This is a genomic window from Pedobacter anseongensis (assembly GCF_037482965.1).
Classification (GTDB): domain Bacteria; phylum Bacteroidota; class Bacteroidia; order Sphingobacteriales; family Sphingobacteriaceae; genus Pedobacter; species Pedobacter anseongensis.
Genome location: NZ_JBBHKB010000001.1, coordinates 591,361 through 612,599 on the forward strand (window position 1 = coordinate 591,361; position 21,239 = coordinate 612,599).

At 39.6% G+C, this 21,239-nt stretch carries 13 protein-coding genes; 7 read left to right on the forward strand and 6 right to left on the reverse strand.

What is annotated here, in order from left to right; translation table 11 throughout:
* Positions 1-148: 148 nt before the first annotated feature.
* From WG904_RS02775 to WG904_RS02790, 4 genes are read left to right on the forward strand one after another with little or no spacing between them, the layout of a single operon-like run.
* Complete coding sequence (locus tag WG904_RS02775) at positions 149-1,255, forward strand: efflux RND transporter periplasmic adaptor subunit (protein ID WP_339577755.1); 1,107 nt, start codon at positions 149-151, stop codon at positions 1,253-1,255.
* Positions 1,252-4,374: an efflux RND transporter permease subunit gene (locus tag WG904_RS02780; RefSeq protein ID WP_339577756.1), complete on the forward strand. Its 3,123-nt coding sequence runs from the start codon at positions 1,252-1,254 to the stop codon at positions 4,372-4,374. Before WG904_RS02775 ends, WG904_RS02780 begins: the two co-directional genes overlap by 4 nt.
* Position 4,375: 1 nt before the next feature.
* Positions 4,376-5,698, forward strand: coding sequence for a TolC family protein (locus WG904_RS02785; protein WP_339577757.1), 1,323 nt, complete (start codon positions 4,376-4,378; stop codon positions 5,696-5,698).
* 17 nt (positions 5,699-5,715) lie between these two features.
* On the forward strand, positions 5,716-6,564 hold the full coding sequence (locus tag WG904_RS02790; protein ID WP_339577758.1) for an N-acetylglucosamine kinase: 849 nt from the start codon (positions 5,716-5,718) through the stop codon (positions 6,562-6,564).
* 1 nt (position 6,565) lies between these two features.
* Here the strand turns inward: WG904_RS02790 and WG904_RS02795 are convergent, their stop codons facing one another.
* Complete coding sequence (locus WG904_RS02795) at positions 6,566-7,033, reverse strand: hypothetical protein (protein ID WP_339577759.1); 468 nt, start codon at positions 7,031-7,033, stop codon at positions 6,566-6,568.
* Here WG904_RS02795 and WG904_RS02800 point away from each other — a divergent pair.
* A complete protein-coding gene (locus tag WG904_RS02800) occupies positions 7,032-10,796 on the forward strand; it encodes a S8 family peptidase (RefSeq protein ID WP_339577760.1) in 3,765 nt (1,254 codons plus the stop codon). The genes WG904_RS02795 and WG904_RS02800 overlap by 2 nt on opposite strands.
* A gap of 179 nt (positions 10,797-10,975) precedes the next feature.
* Here WG904_RS02800 and WG904_RS02805 read toward each other — a convergent pair whose 3' ends face one another.
* From WG904_RS02805 to WG904_RS02815, 3 genes are all read right to left on the reverse strand, one after another.
* Positions 10,976-11,173: a hypothetical protein gene (locus WG904_RS02805; protein ID WP_339577761.1), complete on the reverse strand. Its 198-nt coding sequence runs from the start codon at positions 11,171-11,173 to the stop codon at positions 10,976-10,978.
* A 31-nt stretch (positions 11,174-11,204) separates the two neighbouring features.
* Positions 11,205-12,716 carry a glycoside hydrolase family 10-like protein gene (locus WG904_RS02810; protein ID WP_339577762.1) on the reverse strand — a complete coding sequence of 504 codons (1,512 nt, stop codon included), beginning with the start codon at positions 12,714-12,716 and terminating at the stop codon, positions 11,205-11,207.
* 179 nt (positions 12,717-12,895) lie between these two features.
* A complete protein-coding gene (locus WG904_RS02815) occupies positions 12,896-14,455 on the reverse strand; it encodes a M20/M25/M40 family metallo-hydrolase (RefSeq protein ID WP_339577763.1) in 1,560 nt (519 codons plus the stop codon).
* A 297-nt stretch (positions 14,456-14,752) separates the two neighbouring features.
* On the opposite strand from WG904_RS02815, the gene WG904_RS02820 reads away from it, so the two are divergent.
* Both WG904_RS02820 and WG904_RS02825 read left to right on the forward strand, forming a co-directional pair.
* On the forward strand, positions 14,753-15,424 hold the full coding sequence (locus WG904_RS02820; RefSeq protein WP_339577764.1) for a hypothetical protein: 672 nt from the start codon (positions 14,753-14,755) through the stop codon (positions 15,422-15,424).
* A 98-nt stretch (positions 15,425-15,522) separates the two neighbouring features.
* Positions 15,523-17,139, forward strand: a complete 1,617-nt coding sequence (locus WG904_RS02825) for a hypothetical protein (RefSeq protein ID WP_339577765.1) — start codon at positions 15,523-15,525, stop codon at positions 17,137-17,139.
* 555 nt (positions 17,140-17,694) lie between these two features.
* Here WG904_RS02825 and WG904_RS02830 read toward each other — a convergent pair.
* Positions 17,695-18,966: a DUF1501 domain-containing protein gene (locus WG904_RS02830; RefSeq protein WP_339577766.1), complete on the reverse strand. Its 1,272-nt coding sequence runs from the start codon at positions 18,964-18,966 to the stop codon at positions 17,695-17,697.
* A gap of 8 nt (positions 18,967-18,974) precedes the next feature.
* The gene (locus WG904_RS02835; RefSeq protein WP_339577767.1) at positions 18,975-20,933 is read right to left on the reverse strand and encodes a DUF1800 domain-containing protein; all 1,959 of its coding nucleotides are present in this window, start codon (positions 20,931-20,933) and stop codon (positions 18,975-18,977) included.
* Positions 20,934-21,239: the final 306 nt, after the last annotated feature.

Consider the following 21,239-nt stretch of genomic DNA (forward strand, 5'->3'; position numbering starts at 1 on the left):
TCATTTTTTTAACAATATATTACAAAAATATAATTTCTGTTTTTCTTTGATAATTAAATCCACTATAATGCTGTAACATACTTAGTACATCAATCGATAACAGAAACAATTAAATATTTTTGTGCGTTACCTAACTGTAATACACATTATGAAGAAAAGATATATCTTTTATATTATCCTAGCGCTCGGACTTGCCTATTTAGTTTATTATAGAATTTCTGAGAATAAAAAAATTGGTGGTGATGGCCCAAAAGGCGGTGGTAAAAATGCAAAGGGTGGTCTCTCAGCTCCTCCATTAGCTGTTGATGGCATTGTGGTTGCTGGAACTTCATTTTCTAATAATTTAGAGATTACAGGAAGCATAGAGGCTAACGAATCGGTAGTGCTTCGCAGCGAAGTTTCGGGCTTAGTAACGGCCATTAATTTTAAAGAGGGAAGCAACGTTACCAAAGGGGCTGTTCTAGTGAAAATTAACGACAACGATATACGGGCGCAACTACAAGATGCCTTAACTAAAGAAAATTTATCCGCCACGAGCGAAAACCGTGCAAAACAGTTATTAGCCAAAGGAGCAATTAGTGAAGAAGAATATGAAATTGCCCTAGCTAATTTAAAATCGTTAAAAGCCCAAGCACAAATTGTACGCGCTCAGCTAGCAAGAACAACATTAAGAGCTCCTTTTAGCGGAAAAATTGGTCTGCGTTCTATTTCAGTAGGTGAATACCTTACGCCTGCTATGGCAATTGCTAATTTAATGAGTACAAACCCTGTGAAAGTGAATTTTTCTATTCCTGAAAAATATGTCGGGCAAATTAAATTGAATTCATCGATCAACTTTGAAACCGACGCTTCGGGAAAAGTATATACAGGAAAAGTATTTGCTATAGAGCCGGGCATTAATCAGCAAACCCGAACCTTACAGATAAAAGCTTTGGCACCAAATCCAAATAACGAATTATTACCGGGCTCGTTTGCGAAGATCAAATTAGCGTTGAGTGAGCAAAAGAACGCAATATTAGTCCCTTCTGAAGCCGTAATTCCGGTATTAAAAGGTAAAATGGTTTACATTAGCAAAAATGGAAAAGCACAACAAGTACCTGTTGAAGCCGGCACACGAACCGCCGAAAGCGTGGTCATAACTTCGGGTTTAAGTATTGGCGATACCGTTCTAACAACTGGTGCTATGGCCTTAAAGCCCGATGCCCCCGTTAAGGTTAAGATTGCAGGAAGTAAAGAAAAAGGACCTAAGAAATGAGCATTTCCACCACAAGCATAAAGCGTCCAGTTCTTGCAATTGTAATGAACTTAATGATTCTTCTTTTCGGATTTATTGGATATAGTTTTTTAGGTATTCGCGAATATCCTTCTATTGATCCCACTGTAGTTTCGGTACGTACCTCTTACCCAGGCGCGAATTCAGATATTATAGAATCACAAATTACAGAACCACTCGAAAAATCGATTAACGCTATTGATGGGATTAGAAATATATCTTCATCAAGTAATCAAGGCACAAGTAACATCACTATAGAATTTGATCTGGGTAAGAATATTGAAGAAGCGGCAAATGATGTACGCGACAAAGTATCTCAAGCAGCTCGTAGCCTCCCAAAAGATATTGATGGTTTACCAGTAGTTAGCAAGGCGGATGCGAATTCAGACAATATCTTATCGATGACCATCCAAAGCGATAGAAGAAATGTTACCGAATTGAGTGATTTCGCTGAAAATGTAATTGCCGATCGTATCCAAACCATACCAGGGGTAAGTAGTGTTCAAATTCAAGGTCAACGAAAGTATGCCATGCGCCTCCGTATCGACCCTAATAGCTTAGCTTCTTACGGGCTAACCTCACAAGATATTGTAACTGCACTTAACAACGAAAATGTTGAACTTCCTTCTGGAAAATTATCGGGTGCAGCCACTGAACTTACGGTAAAAACACTCGGTAAATTAACTACGGTTGAGGAATTTAACAACCTTATTTTAAAGACCGACAGCAATAACGTAATTAAACTACAAGATGTAGCCTTAGTAGAATTGAGTTCTGAAAATGAGGAAACGGTGCTTCGTGAATCGGGCAAACCCATGGTCGCCGTGGCAATTATCCCTCAGCCAGGAGCGAATTACTTAGAAATCAGTAAAGAGTTTTATAACCGTTACGATAAATTGCAAAAAGATATGCCCGCTGATATTAAGCTGAACATATCTTATGATTCTACGATTTTTATTAAAAAATCAGTAACCGAAGTGGCAGAAACCATTTTGATCTCTCTAGTACTTGTAATCTTAATTATCTACTTATTTTTTAGGGATTGGGCCATTGCATTTAGGCCCTTGATCGATATTCCAGTTTCGTTAGTTGCTACTTTCTTTATCATGTACATTTTTGGTTATTCGATAAATGTACTGAGCTTGCTTGCTGTTGTTTTAGCGACGGGTTTAGTGGTTGATGACGGCATTGTGGTAACCGAAAATATCTTTAAAAAAGTAGAAGAGGGATATTCGCCAATTGAAGCGGCTATTAAAGGATCTAATGAAATCTTCTTTGCGGTAATCTCCATTTCAATTACGTTAGCAGCTGTGTTTTTACCCGTAATCTTTTTGCAGGGATTTGTAGGCAGGCTATTTCGAGAGTTTGGGGTAGTTATTGGTGCGGCCGTATTAATCTCAGCATTTGTATCGCTAACCTTAACTCCCATGTTAAATGCCTATTTAATGAAAAAAGGCGGCCACAAACCTTCTCGTTTCTACAATTTTACGGAACCCTATTTTGTGAAACTTAATGAGGCCTATAAAGATAATCTGCACGCCTTTTTAAAACGCAGGTGGTTAGCCGTTCCCATTATTCTTGTTTGTACTGGATTAATTGTGCTTTTTTGGAACTTGCTGCCTAAAGAAACCGCACCATACGACGATAGAAGCGCCATAAACATGAGCATTTCTACTCCAGAAGGTTCATCATTTGCCTATACCGATAGGTTTGTTTCGAAGATTAACCAAATGGTAATGGATTCCGTTCCCGAAAAAAAGGTTAACATTACCATTACCTCACCAGGTTTTGGTGGTGCAGGCTCTACCAATTCGGGATATTTAAGAATGGGTTTAACAGATCCAAGCGAACGCGAGAGAAGTCAAAAAGAAATTGCTGAAAAGCTTACCAAGATTACTAAAAAATATACCGAAGGAAAAGTAACCGTTAATCAACAACCTACAATTTCGGTGGGAAGAAGAGGTGGCTTACCCATCAGCTACATCATCCAAGCGCAAAATTTTGAAAAATTGAGAGAAAAAGTGCCTTTGTTTATGGATGAAGTTTCGAAAAATCCGATTTTCTCTACTTCCGATGTTAACCTCAAGTTTAATAAGCCAGAAATTAACTTAACTATTGATAGAGCCAAAGCAAAAAATTTAGGCGTTTCTATAGTAGATATTGCACAGACGCTGCAATTAGGCTTAAGTGGGCAACGTTTCTCCTATTTCTTTATGAATGGCAAGCAGTATCAAGTTATTGGGCAGTTTGATGTGAGCGACCGTAAAGACCCGTTAGATTTAAGCTCGGTGTATGTAAGAAACGATAAAGGTCAACTCATCCAGCTAGATAATTTGGTTACCGCTAAAGAACAAAGCAGTCCGCCACAACTCTACCGAAACAACCGTTCTATCTCTGCCACCGTTTCGGCAGGTTTAGCTCCAGGAAAAAGTATTGGCGATGGTATTGAAGCGATGGACGAGATCGCAGCAAAAGTATTGGACGATACGTTTACAACAGATTTGAGCGGAGAATCAAGAGATTTTCAAGAGAGTTCTTCAAATACCATGTTTGCCTTTGGCTTAGCACTTTTGCTGGTATATTTAATTTTATCAGCGCAATTCGAAAGTTTTAAAGATCCAGTAATTATTATTTTAACCGTACCAATGGCTGTAGCTGGAGCATTTTTATCGCTTTGGTTATGCGGTCAAAGTTGGAATATTTTCAGTCAAATCGGCACTATTATGCTTATCGGACTGGTAACTAAAAACGGTATTTTGATTGTAGAATTTGCCAATCAATTAAAAGAGAAAGGCATGCCTGTACAAGAAGCAATTAGGGAAGCGGCAGTATCGAGGTTAAGACCTATCTTAATGACGAGTATGGCAATTGCTTTTGGTGCATTACCCATTGCCCTGGCCTTAGGTGCTGCTGCAAAAAGTAGAATGAGCATGGGAACAGTAATTGTTGGTGGAACGTTATTTTCGTTGGTATTAACCTTATTTGTAATTCCTGCCATTTATTCGTACTGGTCTAAAGAACACAAAGAGAATAAAGAATTAACTGATTCGATAAATGCAGCAGCGGCTGAAGAGGGTTTAAGTAAAAATATAACCACATAAAATGAAGATGAAGACAAAACACTTTATATATGGTATAGTACTTGCACTGTTGCACTGCACAACTCCACTCTTTGCGCAAGAAAAGCTCACGCTCCAAGAAGCAATAACCCTTGCGTTAAAAAATAACTACGACATTAAATTGGTAAGCAACGATTTAGAAATTGCTAAAAATAATGTAAATCCGGGCAATGCTGGTCTTTTACCAAGTATAGCGGGCACATTTAGTACTGGTGGAAGTCGACAAAACACGGTACAAACACAGGCATCTGGAACCGAAAAAGTAACAGATGGCGCAAGAAGTACTAATATGGCGTATGGGGTTGGCTTAGATTGGACAATATTCGATGGGTTTAAAATGTTTGCTACCTATGATAAATTAAGGGCTTTCGAGAAACAAGGGGAAGTAATCGCAAAGGGTACAGTTTTAACTACCATCTCACAAGTGATAAATGCCTATTACGATTTGGTTAAACAACAGCAATTGGTGAATGCGGCCGATAGCGCTATTGATGTTTCTACCTTGCGTGTAAAAATAGCAGATAACAAATTGCAATTGGGAAAAGGCTCAAAATTAGATGTATTAGCGGCTCAGGTAGATTATAATACAGATACATCGAATTATCTACAGCAGCAAAATTTAGCCGTTACCTACATGGTGCGTTTAAACCAACTCATGGTAAGGCCTCTTGATATTCGTTTTACCGTAACCAGCAACATGAGCATCGACCAGCGCCTGAATTATGGTACGTTGGCTGGACAATTAGAACAATTAAATCCAAATTTACAAGCAGCCTTTATCGATAAAAAAATAGCCGAGCTTACTTTAAAAGAAGTAAAAGCTAATCGATATCCAGTAATAGGTTTAAATAGTGGATACGAATTTAATCGAAGTACTAGTCCGACAGGTTTTAACACTCAATTTAAAGCAAACGGGTTAACCTACGGGTTAACAGCTCGCATTCCCATTTTTAATGGGTTTTTACAGCGACAAAATGAGCGCAATGCAAAAATAGCGATTAGCTCTACTGAATTAACTTTCGATAAAACGAAACAAGAACTCTTAACCCAACTTTCTACTGCGTATCAAAACTATGGCACCTATTTAGCATTGGTAAAGTTGGAGCAAAAAAATGTAGATATCGCTAATCAGAATTTATCGATTACATTAGATAAATATAAACTCGGAAGCATTCCCCCTCTAGAATTACGAGAAGCGCAGCGAAATGCTATAGCTGCTAATTCTCGGTATGTGGAAACACAGTACCAAGCTAAATTGGCAGAAATTACGTTAAAAGAGTTAAGCGGCACGTTAAATATTCAATAAGATTGTTATTTTAGTGCATGATTATAGTTGCAGATAGTGGGTCGTCTAAAACAGATTGGATGGTATATAGTCCAACCGAAATCCAATCTTTCAGTACCCAAGGCATCAATCCTTACTTTTTAAATGCACATGATATTTTAAAAATATTATCTAAAAACAAAGGGCTGGGCATTATCGCCGATATGGTAAAAGAAGTGTACTTTTTTGGTTCTGGCTGTTCCTCGCCAGATAAGCACGAAATTGTATCTAACGGACTATCGTCTTTTTTTACCAAAGCGTTTGTGAGTGTAGACCACGATTTAATTGGCTCTGCTTACGCTACTTGTGGTAATGAAGAAGGCTTAACTTGCATTTTGGGCACCGGTTCTAACATTTCGTATTACGATGGGAGTACCGTACACAATGGAAATCATGGTTTAGGTTATGTATTGGGCGATGAGGGTTCTGGCACTTTCTTTGGCAGAAAAGTGCTTGTTTCGTATTTATATGATACAATGCCCGACGATCTACGTCAGAATTTTGCAAAAACCTTTGAAGTTACTAAAGACATCGTGATTAACAACATTTATCAAAAACCACTACCCAATTCTTATTTGGCTAGTTTTAGCCGATTTATGATTGCACATAAAAGTCACCCATTTATTCAGCAAATGTTAAAAGATGGCTTTCAGGAGTTTGTAGATACTAACATTAAAGATTACAAGATGTACAAAACCATTCCTTGTAATTTTGTTGGTTCAATTGCTTTTTACTATCAGGATGAATTAAGGGAAGTTTGTACAAAGAACCAAATTAGCATTGGCAAAATCTTACAGAAACCAATTGAAGGAATCTTTGATTATATTCTCAAAAGGGAGGGGATATAGACTAAAAAGCCGCCTTGTAATTCACACGTATATCGTATCGTGTTACCTCCCCTATATTTACCTCAAAAGGAGCAACATTTCCAGCCCCATCAGAAAGGCTAGCGAAGAACTTTCCACCTTCTTCTAGGGTAAAAATAGAATATTTTCCAGGTAATAATTTACATTGAAAATAGCCATCATTATTTGTTTTAACTCTGGCTACCAAGCTTGTATTTACCTTCGAGAACAATGGCGATTCTCCAGTGGTTTCACTGAATTTAGTGAGTTGATAAATATATAAAGTTCGTACTGCTGGTGTACCTCCCTTTTGTTGAGACCGATCGGGCGATGGCATAAAATTTCCCTGTAGCCAAAGTACACGGCCAAATATGCCCTGCTTAATCGAAGCTTCCCTGTCTTTTACACTCGAGCAAAAGCTAAATGAGCAACTAAGCATCGCAAATAAAAATAATCTCGTATATTTCTCCATGCTAAAAAAAGGCTACGTAAACATTGGTTTCTATTTAACGCTATTTTCGTTAGTGTCGTTTACTTCTTATGCCCAAATTTCGAATAAAGAAACCAATGTAGTTTTTTTACATGAAAATGCTGCCACCCTACAAGAAAAAATTGATATAAATAGGCAAAGTGCTTTTCGGATGGCCAAGGAAAAAGGATGGGAAACGCTAAGGGTAACCAAAACAGGAACTATTATTGCTTTACAGGGGGTGGATGATTTAGGCTTGCCTATTTACTACATTACAGATAACAACACTACCGCGGCAGCTACTACAGGCACGCCAAAATTATACACTGGGGGTGGATTAGGTTTAGCCTTAAGTGGCAGTACCCTGCCGAATGATAAAGTGGCTATCTGGGATGGTGGGGCACTATTAACTACCCATACCGAGTTTGCACCTGCACGCATAAAGACGAAAGATAACGGTTCAACAATTTCTAGTCACGCTACACACGTTGCCGGAACCATGATGGCGAGCGGAATTTATGCTGCTGCAAAGGGAATGGCATATGGCTTACCTCAGCTTTCTGCATTCGATTTTAACAGTGATGTCGCCGAAATGTCGGCCAATGCCGCAACTCTCCTCATTTCTAATCATTCTTATGGTTCATTAGCCGGGTGGCAATACAACAGCGATGTAACGCCTGCACGCTGGGAATTTTATGGAAATGTTGGCGCAACAGAAGATTTCAAATTTGGTTACTATAATTCAGCTGCCAGAGATTGGGACCAGATATGCTACAATGCGCCTTATTATCTACCCGTAAAATCGGCCGGCAATGCTAGAAACGAAAATGGACCTGCTGTAGGCGAACCTTATTACCGTTATAATACATCGGGTGTGATGGCAAGTGCCGGAAACCGACCTGAAGGTTTAAGCAGTAATAATGGATACGATATTATTTCTACCTATGGAAATGCCAAGAATATTTTAACCGTTGGTGCGATTAATCCCCTTCCCTTTGGCCCTACCTCAACATCGAGCATCCAGATTTCGAGTTTTAGCAGTTGGGGTCCTACAGATGATGGGCGCATTAAGCCTGATTTGGTGGGCGACGGTGTTAATTTAACATCAACAACAAGCAGCGGCACTACGGCTTATGCTACGCTTTCTGGCACATCAATGTCGTCGCCAAATGTTAGTGGTTCGCTGGTTTTATTGCAAGAACTCTATAGCCAGAAAAACGCAGGGGCCTACATGCGTTCTGCAACAGTTAAAGCATTAGTATTAGGTACAGCTACGGAGGCTGGCGCTAATCCGGGCCCAGATTATATTTACGGATGGGGCCTTTTAAACATGGAAGAAGCGGCGAAAACCATTTTATCAAAAAACACAAAAAGTATCATCCACGAAAATACCCTTGCACAAGCCGCTACACAAACTATTAACGTTATAGCTTCTGGCTCTGGCCCATTAATCGCTACCATTTGCTGGACAGACCCAGAAGCCAGCCCTGTTTCTACAGCTAACGCCCTCAATAATACTACACTTCGTTTGGTGAACGATTTAGACATCAGCATTAAAGACGACCAAAACCACGCATATCGAGCGTGGGTCCTAGATCCAGCAAATCCATCGGCCGCTGCTACTACCGGCGATAATTTTAGAGATAATGTAGAACAGGTTTATATTGCAAATGCTATACCAGGGAAAAATTATACAATCACCATTAGTCACAAAGGCACTTTAGTTAAAGGCCCACAAGCCTTTTCGATGGTGGTAACCGGAATAGGTGGCGCAACGTACTGCTCTTCGGCACCAACCAGCAATGCAGATTCGAAAATAATGAATTTTAACTTATCGAATATTGATAATAGTGCTAGCGCTGGCTGTACTAGCTATTCAGATTTCACTTCGAAGACCCTTAATTTAGAAAAAGGAAAAACGTATCCACTAAGTTTAACTTTAGGCACCTGTGGCGCAAACTTTGATAAAATAGCAAAAGTATTTGTGGACTGGAATGGAGATGGCGATTTTAACGATACCGAAGAACTCATAGCAACAAGCACTATAATTAATACTACAGGCACTTTTATCACGAACATTACGGTTCCAGATATAGTTAGTATTAATAATTTTTCGCTATTAAGAGTAGTTTTAACCGAAACTAATAATGCCGCAACTGTTTCTGCGTGTGGCAACTATGCGAAGGGCGAAACTCAAGATTACAGAGTTATTTTTTTAAACCCTACCTTAGATGTTTCTTTAAAAGCGCTGGTTAATCCAATCGCAACTATTTGCGCCAACACCGATCAAAAAGTAACCCTTACCTTAAAAAACAACGGCGCGCAAACGCTAACTTCCATTCCCGTTACAGTTAGCATTAGCGAAAATTCGGCTGTAATTGCTATACTAAATGCCACTTATACAGGCTCATTACCCTATTTAAACGAGATCGATTTTACTTTACCAACAGGTTTTAACGCACAAGCTGGAAAAACGTATAGTTTAACGGCAAGCACCAATTTACCCGGCGATGTAGTAAACACCAATAACATCTACAATGGAAGTTTTACCGTAAACACAGCGCCCAATGCTACTACAGGTACTGCTTTTTTCTGCACCAACCTAAATTCGTATGTATTAAGCGCCGATGTTGCTACAGCTTCAACCATTTTTTGGTATAAAAACGTAAGCGATACGAATCCGATTGCTTTTGGGAAAGCAACGACAACGGCAACCCAACCGAATACAAATACGGGGTATTTTGTTGGCATTAATGATTTCAAAGCAGATATTGGACCTAAAACCAAAGCCGAAATTGGCGATGGAGGCTACAACCAATTTACGCCAGGCATTTCGGTAAGCACTTTAGTTCCCATTACCTTAGAAAGTGCTCGACTATACATTGGAAATTCTGGGCAAATTAGATTTACCGCTGTAAATAGTTCTGGAATTGCGGTTTCGTCGGTATTGTTAAATGTTAACGCCACCAAAACCGTACCTGTAGCGGGAGTAGCGATAAACGACCTTGCCGATCAGGGCCAAGTATATATGCTTAATTTAGTCTTGCCCAGTGCGGGCAATTTTACCATTAATATCGAATATTTGGGAGGTGCAACCATTTTTAGAAATAACAATGCAAGTGCTGTTACCACTTATCCCTATCAAACTGCGTTAAATTTATTTAGCATTATAGGAAATACTGCAGAATTAGAAGGCAGTCCAAATTACTTCAAAGGGTTCTTTTATTACTTTTACGATTTAAAGATAAGGGCTGGAGGCTGCTTAGGAGGGCCTAGGCTGGCTGTAAAGGTAAACACCCCTATAATTACCCAAACGGGTGATATACTTAGCTCAAGTGCACAAACGGGCAACCAATGGTATTTAGATGGCAAAATAATTATTGGCGCCACCAGTAACACCTTTACACCACTTAAAAACGGAAAATATAGTGTTGAGGTCCTTAACGCCAGCAGTTGCTTGATGCAATCTTCAGAATTTGATGTTACTAGTGTTAAAACGAAGGATGCTATTGGTATCGATTTAAAAGCATATCCTGTTCCCACTAGAAGCGATGTCACTGTTTCATTTGCTGTTGCACAAAAAGCAAACGTAAAGATTCAGATTAGTAACCTCTTAGGGCAAGTGGTTTTTACCGAAGAGAAAGCGAACTTTTCGGGTACATACACCAATAAAATTAATTTAAACGCATTTTCTGGGGGAATTTACGTGCTAAATGTGAGCGTAGGTTCGAAAGTTTACACTCGAAAAATAAGCGTAGTTAAGTAAGTTTTAACACAGAGAAACCGAGAATGCACGGAGAACACGGAGTTTGCCGGTATTACTCACACTTAAACCGCAGAGAACGCCAAGAGCGCAAGGGCTACTTTACCTATTTGTTGCCGAAAAGCGACTATAAATCTTGTTTTACGATCTTTGTGCCGTTAGCGGTTAAAAAACCTTCCTATTTAACTATCTTCAGCAACCTCATACCCCACTATAACCCAAACTTGTTTTTCATTTTTCTCGTAACTCACCTTATAATTTGACGAAGGCGGGATGGTAAAATGGAAACTAAATTGCTTTTCAGTCTCTTTTTTTGGAATAAAATGCTGCATGATGGCATTTGCAGTACCTTCAATTTGTTCTTTTGTATGCTTTTTCATGGTTAAATTTTAGCTCAAGTAACGGCTGCATTTATTCTACCTTAATAGTATGTTCTTCAAATTCGCTTTCATTACCTGTTCTATCAATCGCTGTTACGCCGTAGGCTTGCAATACATTTAAATCCTTTCCATTTGCGGCGGTTATTCCAGCTAAAACATCAAGATTCGTGTCTTTACGGGTCATTACCTTGTATAACCACTTGTTATTATATTTAAAATAAACCACCCATTTAAATACATCTGCCTTTTCGGGATGATTCCAATAAATTCGCAACTTGCCCTCAACCGGTGCCACAGTTACAATTGGTCTTTCAGGTCTTTTATCATCCAGCCAAGAACTCGCAGGTACAATCGCATCATTTTTATAAGGCCCTACAACTAATCCTTTTCGCATTAGCTCGTGTTTTACCAATGCCGCAATGCTCCAATGCACCGCACCTTTACTTTGGGGAGTAATGGCTCTGGTAATCATAATCTGGTTGATGATTTCGTCAACATTTTTATCATCGCCCCCTAGACCTGCATTCATACCCGGCCATAAGTGCCTGTTCTTTGTATTTTCAGACTGCCACCAGGCTAGTAACACGGGGAAGCTTTGGGGATATTGATTTACCTTCCAATACAATTGCGGAGTAAAGTAATCTATCCAACCTTTGTTTAACCATAGTTTGGCATCGGCATATAATTTATCGTATTGATCGTAGCCTTCTATCGATTCGGGATAACCTGGGCGCCAGATACCAAACGGACTTAAGCCAAACTTTACATATTTCTTCTCTGCCTTTATTTCTTTGTAAACCCTTTCGATAAAGGTGTTTACGCTTTCTCTGCGCCAGTCGCCACGACTTAATTTCCCGCCCTTTTGTTGATATGCCGCCCAACTTTCATCATCCGGAAAATCGGCTCCCCCATTGTATGAATCGTAGGGGTAGAAATAATCATCGAAATGAACTCCATCTATATCATAGCGTTTCACAATGTCTTTAACTACGGCAGATGACAAGTCTTGCACGCCCTTTAAAGATGGGTCCATCCAATATTGTCCGTCTTTTAACTTTAGCACCAATTCGGGATGCGCCTTTACAACAGAATTTTCACTTTCTTCGCCACCCGATAAATGATGTGCACGATAGGGGTTTAACCATACATGTAATTCCAGTCCACGATCGTGTGCAGCTTCTACCCAAAACTCGAGCGGATCGTAATAGGGCTCTGGTGCTTTGCCTTGTACACCCGTTAAAAAATACGACCATGGTTCGATCTCACTTTTATATAGTGCATCAGCTTGAGGTCTAATTTGTAAAATCGCTGCATTAAAGTTAAGCGACTTCAATAAATCCAACAATACAATAGCTTCATTTTGTTGGTCTTCAGCGCTTAATCCGGGTTTACTTGGCCAATTGATGTTGGCTACCGAAGCAATCCATGCCGCCCTAAACTCCTGCATCACCTTTGGTGGTTGGGAGATATTATCGGTTTTTTGCGCAAAAGAAAATTGAGTTAGAAGCGCAAATACGGTAAACAAAAAAGATTTTTTAACCATTTTTTTTAGAAATTTAGACCATGGCTAATAGCTAATAGCCCATAGCTTGGATGAATAGTGTCGTCTTAGAAAGCTCAATTTTTGTCCATAGCCAACAGCAAATGGCTAATGATTTGGGCGCTTAACTATGCAGCCAGACCATTAGCCCGCTCTTAACTGTAAACTCTAGACTAAAAAATCTAATTAACCCCTCCTTTTCGATTTGCTTTCACAGGAGTTGGCCATACACCCGGAGCACCCGTACGTGGATTATTAGGCAATGGAGCTTTTTCGTGTGTAAACCTTTCCGGATCTTCGCAAGCCATGTACACCAAAATAGCTGCCAAAATAGCATTGCTTCTAATCTCGTCGAACACCATTTTATCATAAGTATCGCGATTGGTATGCCAAGTATAAGCTCCATAATCCCAACTGGTAGAACCTAATGATAAACCCGGAGCTCCGGCTGTTGCAAAAGAGGCATTATCAGAACCCCCACTACTTGGAAAACCAGGAAAACTTGTTCTGATTTGATTTTTAATAGTATCTGGTACTGCAGCTAACCAACGAGTAATAAAATCTTTTGATTTTGCAAAGCCTTGTCCCGATAAATTAACAACTCTACCTGTTCCGTTATCTTGATTAAATAACACCTGTAAATTCTGAACAATTTCTGGATGATCTTCTACGAAAGCTCTAGAACCATTTAATCCTTGCTCTTCGCTACTCCAATGCCCAACTAATATCGTACGTTTAGGATTTGGATAGAACTTCTTTAAAATGCGCATGGTCTCCATCATCAAAATGGTACCAGAACCGTTATCGGTTGCACCACTTGCAGCATCCCACGAATCGAAGTGAGCTGAAAGCATTACGTATTCGTTTGGTTTTTCGGTACCTTTTATCTCGGCAATGGTGTTTTGAGTAGGCACAAGTCCTAATTCTTTAGATTCCGCTACGATTTTTAATTTAGGCTTGTTGCCTGACTCTGCTAGGCGGAAAACTAATCCGTAATCTTCTACCGATAAATCTACCGTAGGAATTTTAGTGGTATTGGCACCAAATACTTTATCTACTCCCCAACCGGCCGACCAGTTATTGATGATGATACCTGCCGCACCTGCATTTTCTATGGCCAAAGCCAAATTTTTAGCATTCAAACCTGTTTTTGATAAACGCTCTCTCCAAGCTGCCGCATCTTTAGCTTTATCAGTTTTGAATTTTGAAAACCCATCTTTGGTGGCAAATTCTTCCCAATTTTTATCAGGGCGACCAGAAGTTGGATTCAAAGAAATTAACACCAACTTACCTTTAACGCTTGGCAACCATGCTTTAAAGGCGTTCGAATCAGCAACCAAAGGCAAAACAATTGCTTCGGCATTAATTGGTTTTTTTGTTGATGGGCTCCAGGCTAACTGGGTGCCTTCTAATGTTCTTAAACGTGGGCTTACTAAATCGATATGCGTAACACCTCTTTCCCAACCGCGCCATTGGCCCCATGTTTCACTTTTAGCAGAAATGCCCCAACTTGTATACTTTGCAACAGCCCACTCATGTGCCTTTTTCATTTGAGGCGTACCGATTAAACGTGGGCCAATTCCATCTAGCAATTCATGTGCTAACTTTTCGAGTTGTGAATTTTCGGTTGCTTCCTTTACAATTTTATCAACAATAGCGGGCTTGCTTTGTGCATAAGCCACACTGCTACAAAATAGCGTTGCAACAGCGACTAACGTAGCGCAATTTTTTATAATTTTCATAATAATTAGTTTAGTGACGAGGAAAGGTAAGACTTTGAAGCAATTTTAACAAGTTAAAGCGTTTTTCTAGAGAATTTGTTACGTATTCGAGTGGCTATTGGACAGACGCTAACACAAAAATATAAAGTAAACCTTACATAAAAGTCAAATAAACTTTACATTAAGATGCTTTATATCTTAAATTTTATACGTTTCATCGACTTCTACTAATGAATTAATAATTAATTTCTTTCAACAATACTGAAATTCAAAATTTTAACTATTTTTGTGAAACAAACAACTATTAAACAAACATTTATGAAGAAAATTATCTACTTTTTCCTCTTTTCACTTGCCCTTCAGCCAATTGCATACGGGCAAATGGATAGCACCATGAAAAGTGCCAAAAAACCGATGTCGTTACAGGTACTAACCGGCACACAAGGCATTGGTGCAAACTTTAGGTACGTGCTTAACAAAACCGTTGGTATTAGAGCAGGTGGCAGTTATGCAGCGGCTGGAATTAACGACAAGATTAACATGGACGGTTTTAATTCAAAGAACCGTGCATCAGGCAAGTTCAATACCGCTCATTTATTGGTAGAGCTAATGCCACAGAAGTTCTTCCGTGTGGTGGCAGGTGCTGCCTATTTGGCCAATGCGGAAGCCACCATTCATTTCGAGCCGAAAGACTCGCAGAGCTTTAACGACATTACTTTAACGCCGGCAGAAATTGGGACACTTGACTTCCAAATGGATTGGGGCACCTTTGCGCCTTACTTCGGTTTTGGTTTTGGAAAAGGGATTCCTAAGAATAGGTTCAACGTGAACATCGACTTGGGTGCATATTACTTGCAATCGCCAACTGTTACCGCTATCGGAACTAAATTGCTCACCAACAACGATTCGAACGCGCAGATTATCCAGAACAACATGAAAGACTACCGCTTTATGCCGGTTGCCCAGTTAAACTTTAACTTTAAATTCTAATATCGCTCCTATAATGAAACCCGCTTGAGTTTACCGCTTCAATGAAAAACAAATAAACTCATGCTAGCTTCATTGCGATTAAAAACATATATAAACAGATGAAAACATTTAAAAATATTACCGCAGCTTTTGCGTTAATTATAACTTTATTCGCAGGTTGTAAGAATCCTGCCGAAGATGTACAGATTGTGGTAAACACCGACATCTTTAAATCGCCAACACTTATCCAGTTTGTTAATGGAAATCCATTATTAGATGGTCCAAAAGTTTTTACGGTACAAATTACTGGCCCTGGCGCATCGCTAGTGCGTACACCTACCGGTAGCAGAGAGTTTAAAACTGCCGAAGGCTCTTTAAATCTTGTATTAGATCGTAGCGCAAACCCAACACCTGCTAACCCTGTAAAATTTACGATTATTGCGAATGCCACCGGTTTTGCGCCAACGTATCAGGATATAGAAATTACATCTGAAACCGATCCAAAAATTTACCAAGTAAGGATGACAGAATACGCTAATCCAATGGCAGGTAGTACAAGCGTTGTAGCTACAAGTCCAATTTCAAACGGTACCACAAGTGCCGATATAAAGTTTAGCACAATCCCAAATGCTGGTATGCCACAAAAATCTGATATTACTATTCCTACAGGTACAGGCCTGTTAGATGCAACAGGACAGTCGGTAGGTGGAGCTCAGCTTGAAGCAAGAATTATACATTCTGCAAAAGCAGCGGATGGAACATTTGCCAATTTACCAGGCGGAGGCTATGCAAGCAATGTAATTGGTACCAACGGACAACCCGTTCCTGGTGGTGTTTATTTTGACCCAGTAGGTGTGGTATCGATTAATATGTTCGCCAATAACAAAGAAATAAAATCATTTACCAAACCAGTTATCATAGATATGGAGGTGAATAACGATATTATTAATCCCACTACTAACCAGCCCATCAAAGAAAATGAAACCGTAGCCATGTACAGTCTAAATACTGCAACAGGCCAATGGAAAGCAGAAGGCGATGCAACCTTCGTAAAAAACACCGCCGGTGTACTGGTAGCAAGGATGCCAATTACCCACCTTTCTGACTGGGCATATATTTTTCCGGCTTCAGCAGGATGTCCTACCACCATCACCATTAACAGACCGAATGCAGACGAAGATGAGCTTTTCTATTTTAAAGATGTTTTAGATTGGGGTAAGGGAACGCTTATCATGAAAAAAGGGGAGAAAACAAAATCATTTACAGGATCAACGATCAGATCAGCGAATAGATTAACTGTAAAGGCAGAGTCTGATAAGTATGTGAACAGAGAACTCGTAAGCGGAACAAATTCATATTGTAATAAAACTACCACATTTACCTTCGTAGAAAAACCAGATCTTGTAGGAGTAGATTTAGACATTAAATTTAAATGCTCTACAAAAGATTTATTAACGGGCATTAATGCCTTCATCACCATTACCCCTGTTGGAGGTAATGCAAGCCAAGCTTCTTCTGGTTCTTTAGTAAAAGGTATTGGAAGTGGTACTATTGTAAATGGTACTACCTATAAAATCGTAGCCTCGGTAGATGGAGTTGCTTACACCAGTCAGTTTACAGCAAACAAAAATAATTTTGAATTACCTTCAGGTTTCGATCTTACCGGAACTGTGGTTTACAATTCAGCAACAAATAGATTAACTATTAATGGTCAAGTAACTAAGAATTGTAATTAAGAAATAACAGACTTTCCTAGTGGTCGCTGATACATCTACCACTAGGCAGCGCCAAAAGCTGTCGAAATCTGCAGTGCCCCAAAAGAGTTAGACATTTCTTGGGGCATTGCTATTTGAAGACCTTTTTTTTGCGCTATATTTCGTTAGCTATGGTGTATAAGTCGGTTTCAAGATTGAATTTTTTACGCAAGCGGCTGCTTACTGACCGAATGGTTTATGTAGAAACACCTGTGACGTCAGCCATTTCTTTTGTATTAAGCCGCAATTTAACGAGGGGTATAACTATCGAGGTAACTTGGATTTATAATCTCAAAATTTGTTTTAAATTTTTGCCAATCCCGCTCCGTAAGAATATTGAAGTTACTAAGGGTATCGTTAATTTCAGCGTTGCCTAGTGCAACAAACACCCTAAAAGTTACAGGACTAGTTTTTCCGAATCCATCCTTAACGCGATTCCATAGAAAAGCTAATCACAATAAAAGTCAAGTAAACTTTACAAAAATGTAAAGTTTACTTGACTTTTTGTCGCTTACTTATTAAAAGGTTAAGGAACGTTTATACTCCTCTCATCACGCCGATCTGCTTGCCGCTCCAATCTGGGAAGAGCACCTTATCGTTATGAATACCTAAATGTTTATCGGCTACTTCACTAAATACCGCTCTAAAATCGGTAGTTACCGCTAAATCTCTGCCATCTTCTAGGTTTTCCTTTGCTAATGGATTTACTAAACCATGTACCATGCCACCACTTACCCCATTTCCTAAAATGAAATTACATGAGCCACGGCCGTGATCGGTACCACCAGTACCATTCTGCGCTACGGTACGTCCAAATTCAGTCATCGTCATTACCGTTACATCATCTTGATACTTCGCCATATCGGTCCAAAAGGCCATGATGCAGTTACTTAAATCGTTCACATTACGCGCAAAAATTCCATTCTCAGTGCCTTGGTTAAAATGCGTATCCCAACCACCTGATTCGGCAAAGGCAACTTCCATACCTACATCCATTTTTATCAACTGGGCGATCTGTTTTAAGGCATTACCCAATGCAGTATTTGGATAGACTACGCCAATTTCTGGCTTATAGTTTTTCGTATTTGTTTTTTGAAGCATTTTTATGGCATCAAAGCTCTCTTTTCCAGTTTCTTTTAATAAACTCGATGACGTTTGATCATATAAATCTTCAAATGTCTTCGAAGCGTTGTTGGCACTAGTTTGGTTACCTCTCATTTGGATGTTAAAATCGGCTAAATCTTTAATTGCAACCGCAGCATTATCACCATAAAACGAGCGTGGTAAGGATGATGTTAAACTTACCGCTTGGAAAGGTGTTGCGCCATCGTGACCCAATAAACCTACTGCGCGATTTAACCATCCACTTTCAGTACCTTTACTAAAGGGCGTCCCCGATTCCATAAAATCTTGCGCATCGAAATGCGAGCGTGTGGTATTTGGTGAGCCTATTCCATGCACAATACCCAATCTTTTTTCGCGGAACATGGGCTCAAAGGAAGCCATTGAAGGGTGCAGACCAAAGCGACCATCTAAATCAATGAGCGGTTTCGTTTTTTGCCCTGCAGCGGCACTCATAAATAATCCTGGTCGAGCTGCTTTTAAATAATTATCTGTAAATGGCGTAACGGCCATTAAGCCATCCATGGCACCTCTTTGAAAGATGCAAACCATAATTTTTCTTCTTTTAAATAATCCTAGTGGATTTGTGCTCGCAACTGCTTCTGCTAAAAACCCAGGGATACCGCCTAAACCAATCCCAAATAAGGCTAGTCCGCCAGCTTTAATAAAACCTCTTCTTGATGTCATGATAACTCTTATTTACGTTGAAATTCTGGTGATCCGATAATTACGCCTACAACTTGTGCCAACATGGTGTTGTTACCTGCTTTTAGGGGCGTAACCGTACTATTTAATGCTTTTTTACCTTTTAATTTGGCATTCATTTCAGGTTCCATGATATTAGCATCTTCGTTCATCATGGTGCCTACTTGCTTGGTGGCCGAATTCTTTTCGGCTGCTGCTGCCACGTTTGTTTCTAAATTAGGATTAGTTACCATAGGCTTTAACCGTTCGATGGCTCCGTCTAACTTTCGCTCTGGCATCATTAATTTACTGTAGGTAACCAAGGCTGCCTCGGCACTTTCGGGTTCACGGTGATTATTTAAGGCCACTAAATCGAATGTAATGCCTGGAATGCGTTGTGCAGCTAAGGCAAGTCCGAAATTCATTCTATTTAATAACGAACCAGTATTGATCCAATATTGACCGCGATCTGGAAAACCAGTTGGTGCTTGATAATAATACATCTGCTGACCCATTTTGTTAATCCAGGTATACAATTGATACGGCTGTTTAACTTTGGCATCTAAACCTCTAACTGCGCTAATTGCTAGTTCGAAAGGCGATTTTGTCTTTTCTCTGAGGGCGTCGGGCGACCAGAACTCTGGTGCATTAACCATAGTTATAATTACACTTTTAATATCCCCATCAGACGATAAAAAGGTTTTCGCCATTTTGTCGATCAAGCTTTGCGGAGGCGTGTCGCTTACAAAGCGAATGGCTATTTTCTTAGCGATAAATTTAGCCGCCGATTGATGGTGCGCTAACATTTTTAAAAGTTCTACACCTTCTTCATAGCCGCCCCCAGCAGGAAATTTTCTACCTAATACTACTTTCTCTCCGTTATCGTGGCGGTTCATAGCAAAAATAAAATCGCCTTCGTGCACAAAACCGCGTTTCTTTAAATTATCTTCACCAATCTTGTTAATTACATTTTTCATGGCCGAGCCGTAACCATTATCGCCCATTGGTGCAATTGTCCATCCCGTTAAAATACGGGCAGCTTGCGTTACATCGCTTTGTGTATAACCACCATCCACTCCTAATGTATGTAATTCCATTACCTCGCGAGCATAATTTTCGTTTAAGCCTGATTTCTTATTAGCAAGCTTATTCTTCGCTCTCAACTTCTCCAAATTGGCTTTCATCCTTTTTCCGCGTGCTTTTTGCATTGGCGTCATAGCCATATCCATGGTGGCATTTTCCATGGGCACGTTTGTTCCTGCACTGCTAAAATTATCCAAATACATGAGCATAGCTGGAGATTTAGCCGTAGCTAAAACCAAATTTTCGAACTTGCCAAATACTTGAGGTCTAATTACATCTCTTTCAAAAGCCGGCACATAAGAAGCGCACTGGTTTTTGCTTAGCGAAACATTAAAATGGTTGAACCAAAAATCGGTCATGATTTCTCTAAACTGATTATTGGTATAGATGGCCCTTGTTATTTTTTGATTGATAAATTGACGATACAATTCTTGCTGAGGTTTATAACCTTTATCTTTCATGTACGACAATAGCTTTGCACGGTACTCTTTACCGTTGGCTTTATTTACCGAATCCTTATGAATGTATCCATCTTTCACGGCAAATCGAACAACCTGTGCATTTCGCGGATAGAGGTTCTCTACCTCGGTATTGGTTAGATTCATGTCCTCAAACTTACTAAGTGCTTCATTAAGTTCCTTATCTTCGAGGTTTCCTTCTAATTGATGGGCGAGCCATTTTTCTAAGCCCATTTTAACCACTTCTTCTACATCGCCTGCTTTGGCGCCATAGGTAAAACGGCCTAATAAATGTGCTGCTGCTTGTTGTTCGGTTAATCCTGCCTTTTTATAAGGCATGCTAAGGTTAGCATGGTTAACAAACGAAGATAGCACGACAAGAAAGCAAAAGCTTAACAGGCATGCGTAGAAATTGTGAATCCGTTTCATGAATTTAGGTTTATGGTTCAGTTTATCCTGGCGTAATATTCCTATGACAATCTAAAAGCAAGAAGGATTAATCGGTTTTGAAATTTTATTAAAACTATTTTTTGGCTCATCGTGTTCGATTAATTCTTTCTTTTTTCCGCAAAAAGAAACAACACCAAGCAGAGCGAGCTCAATACTACCATTAAAAAAAACGATAAGCAATGGCACTAAACTCCCGGCTGCTTATTTTTCTGTGAACGTAAGTGAAAGGGTTCATAGTGCAAGCTAACCACCCAACCAGCCAGAAACCTAACCGACAAAATTACA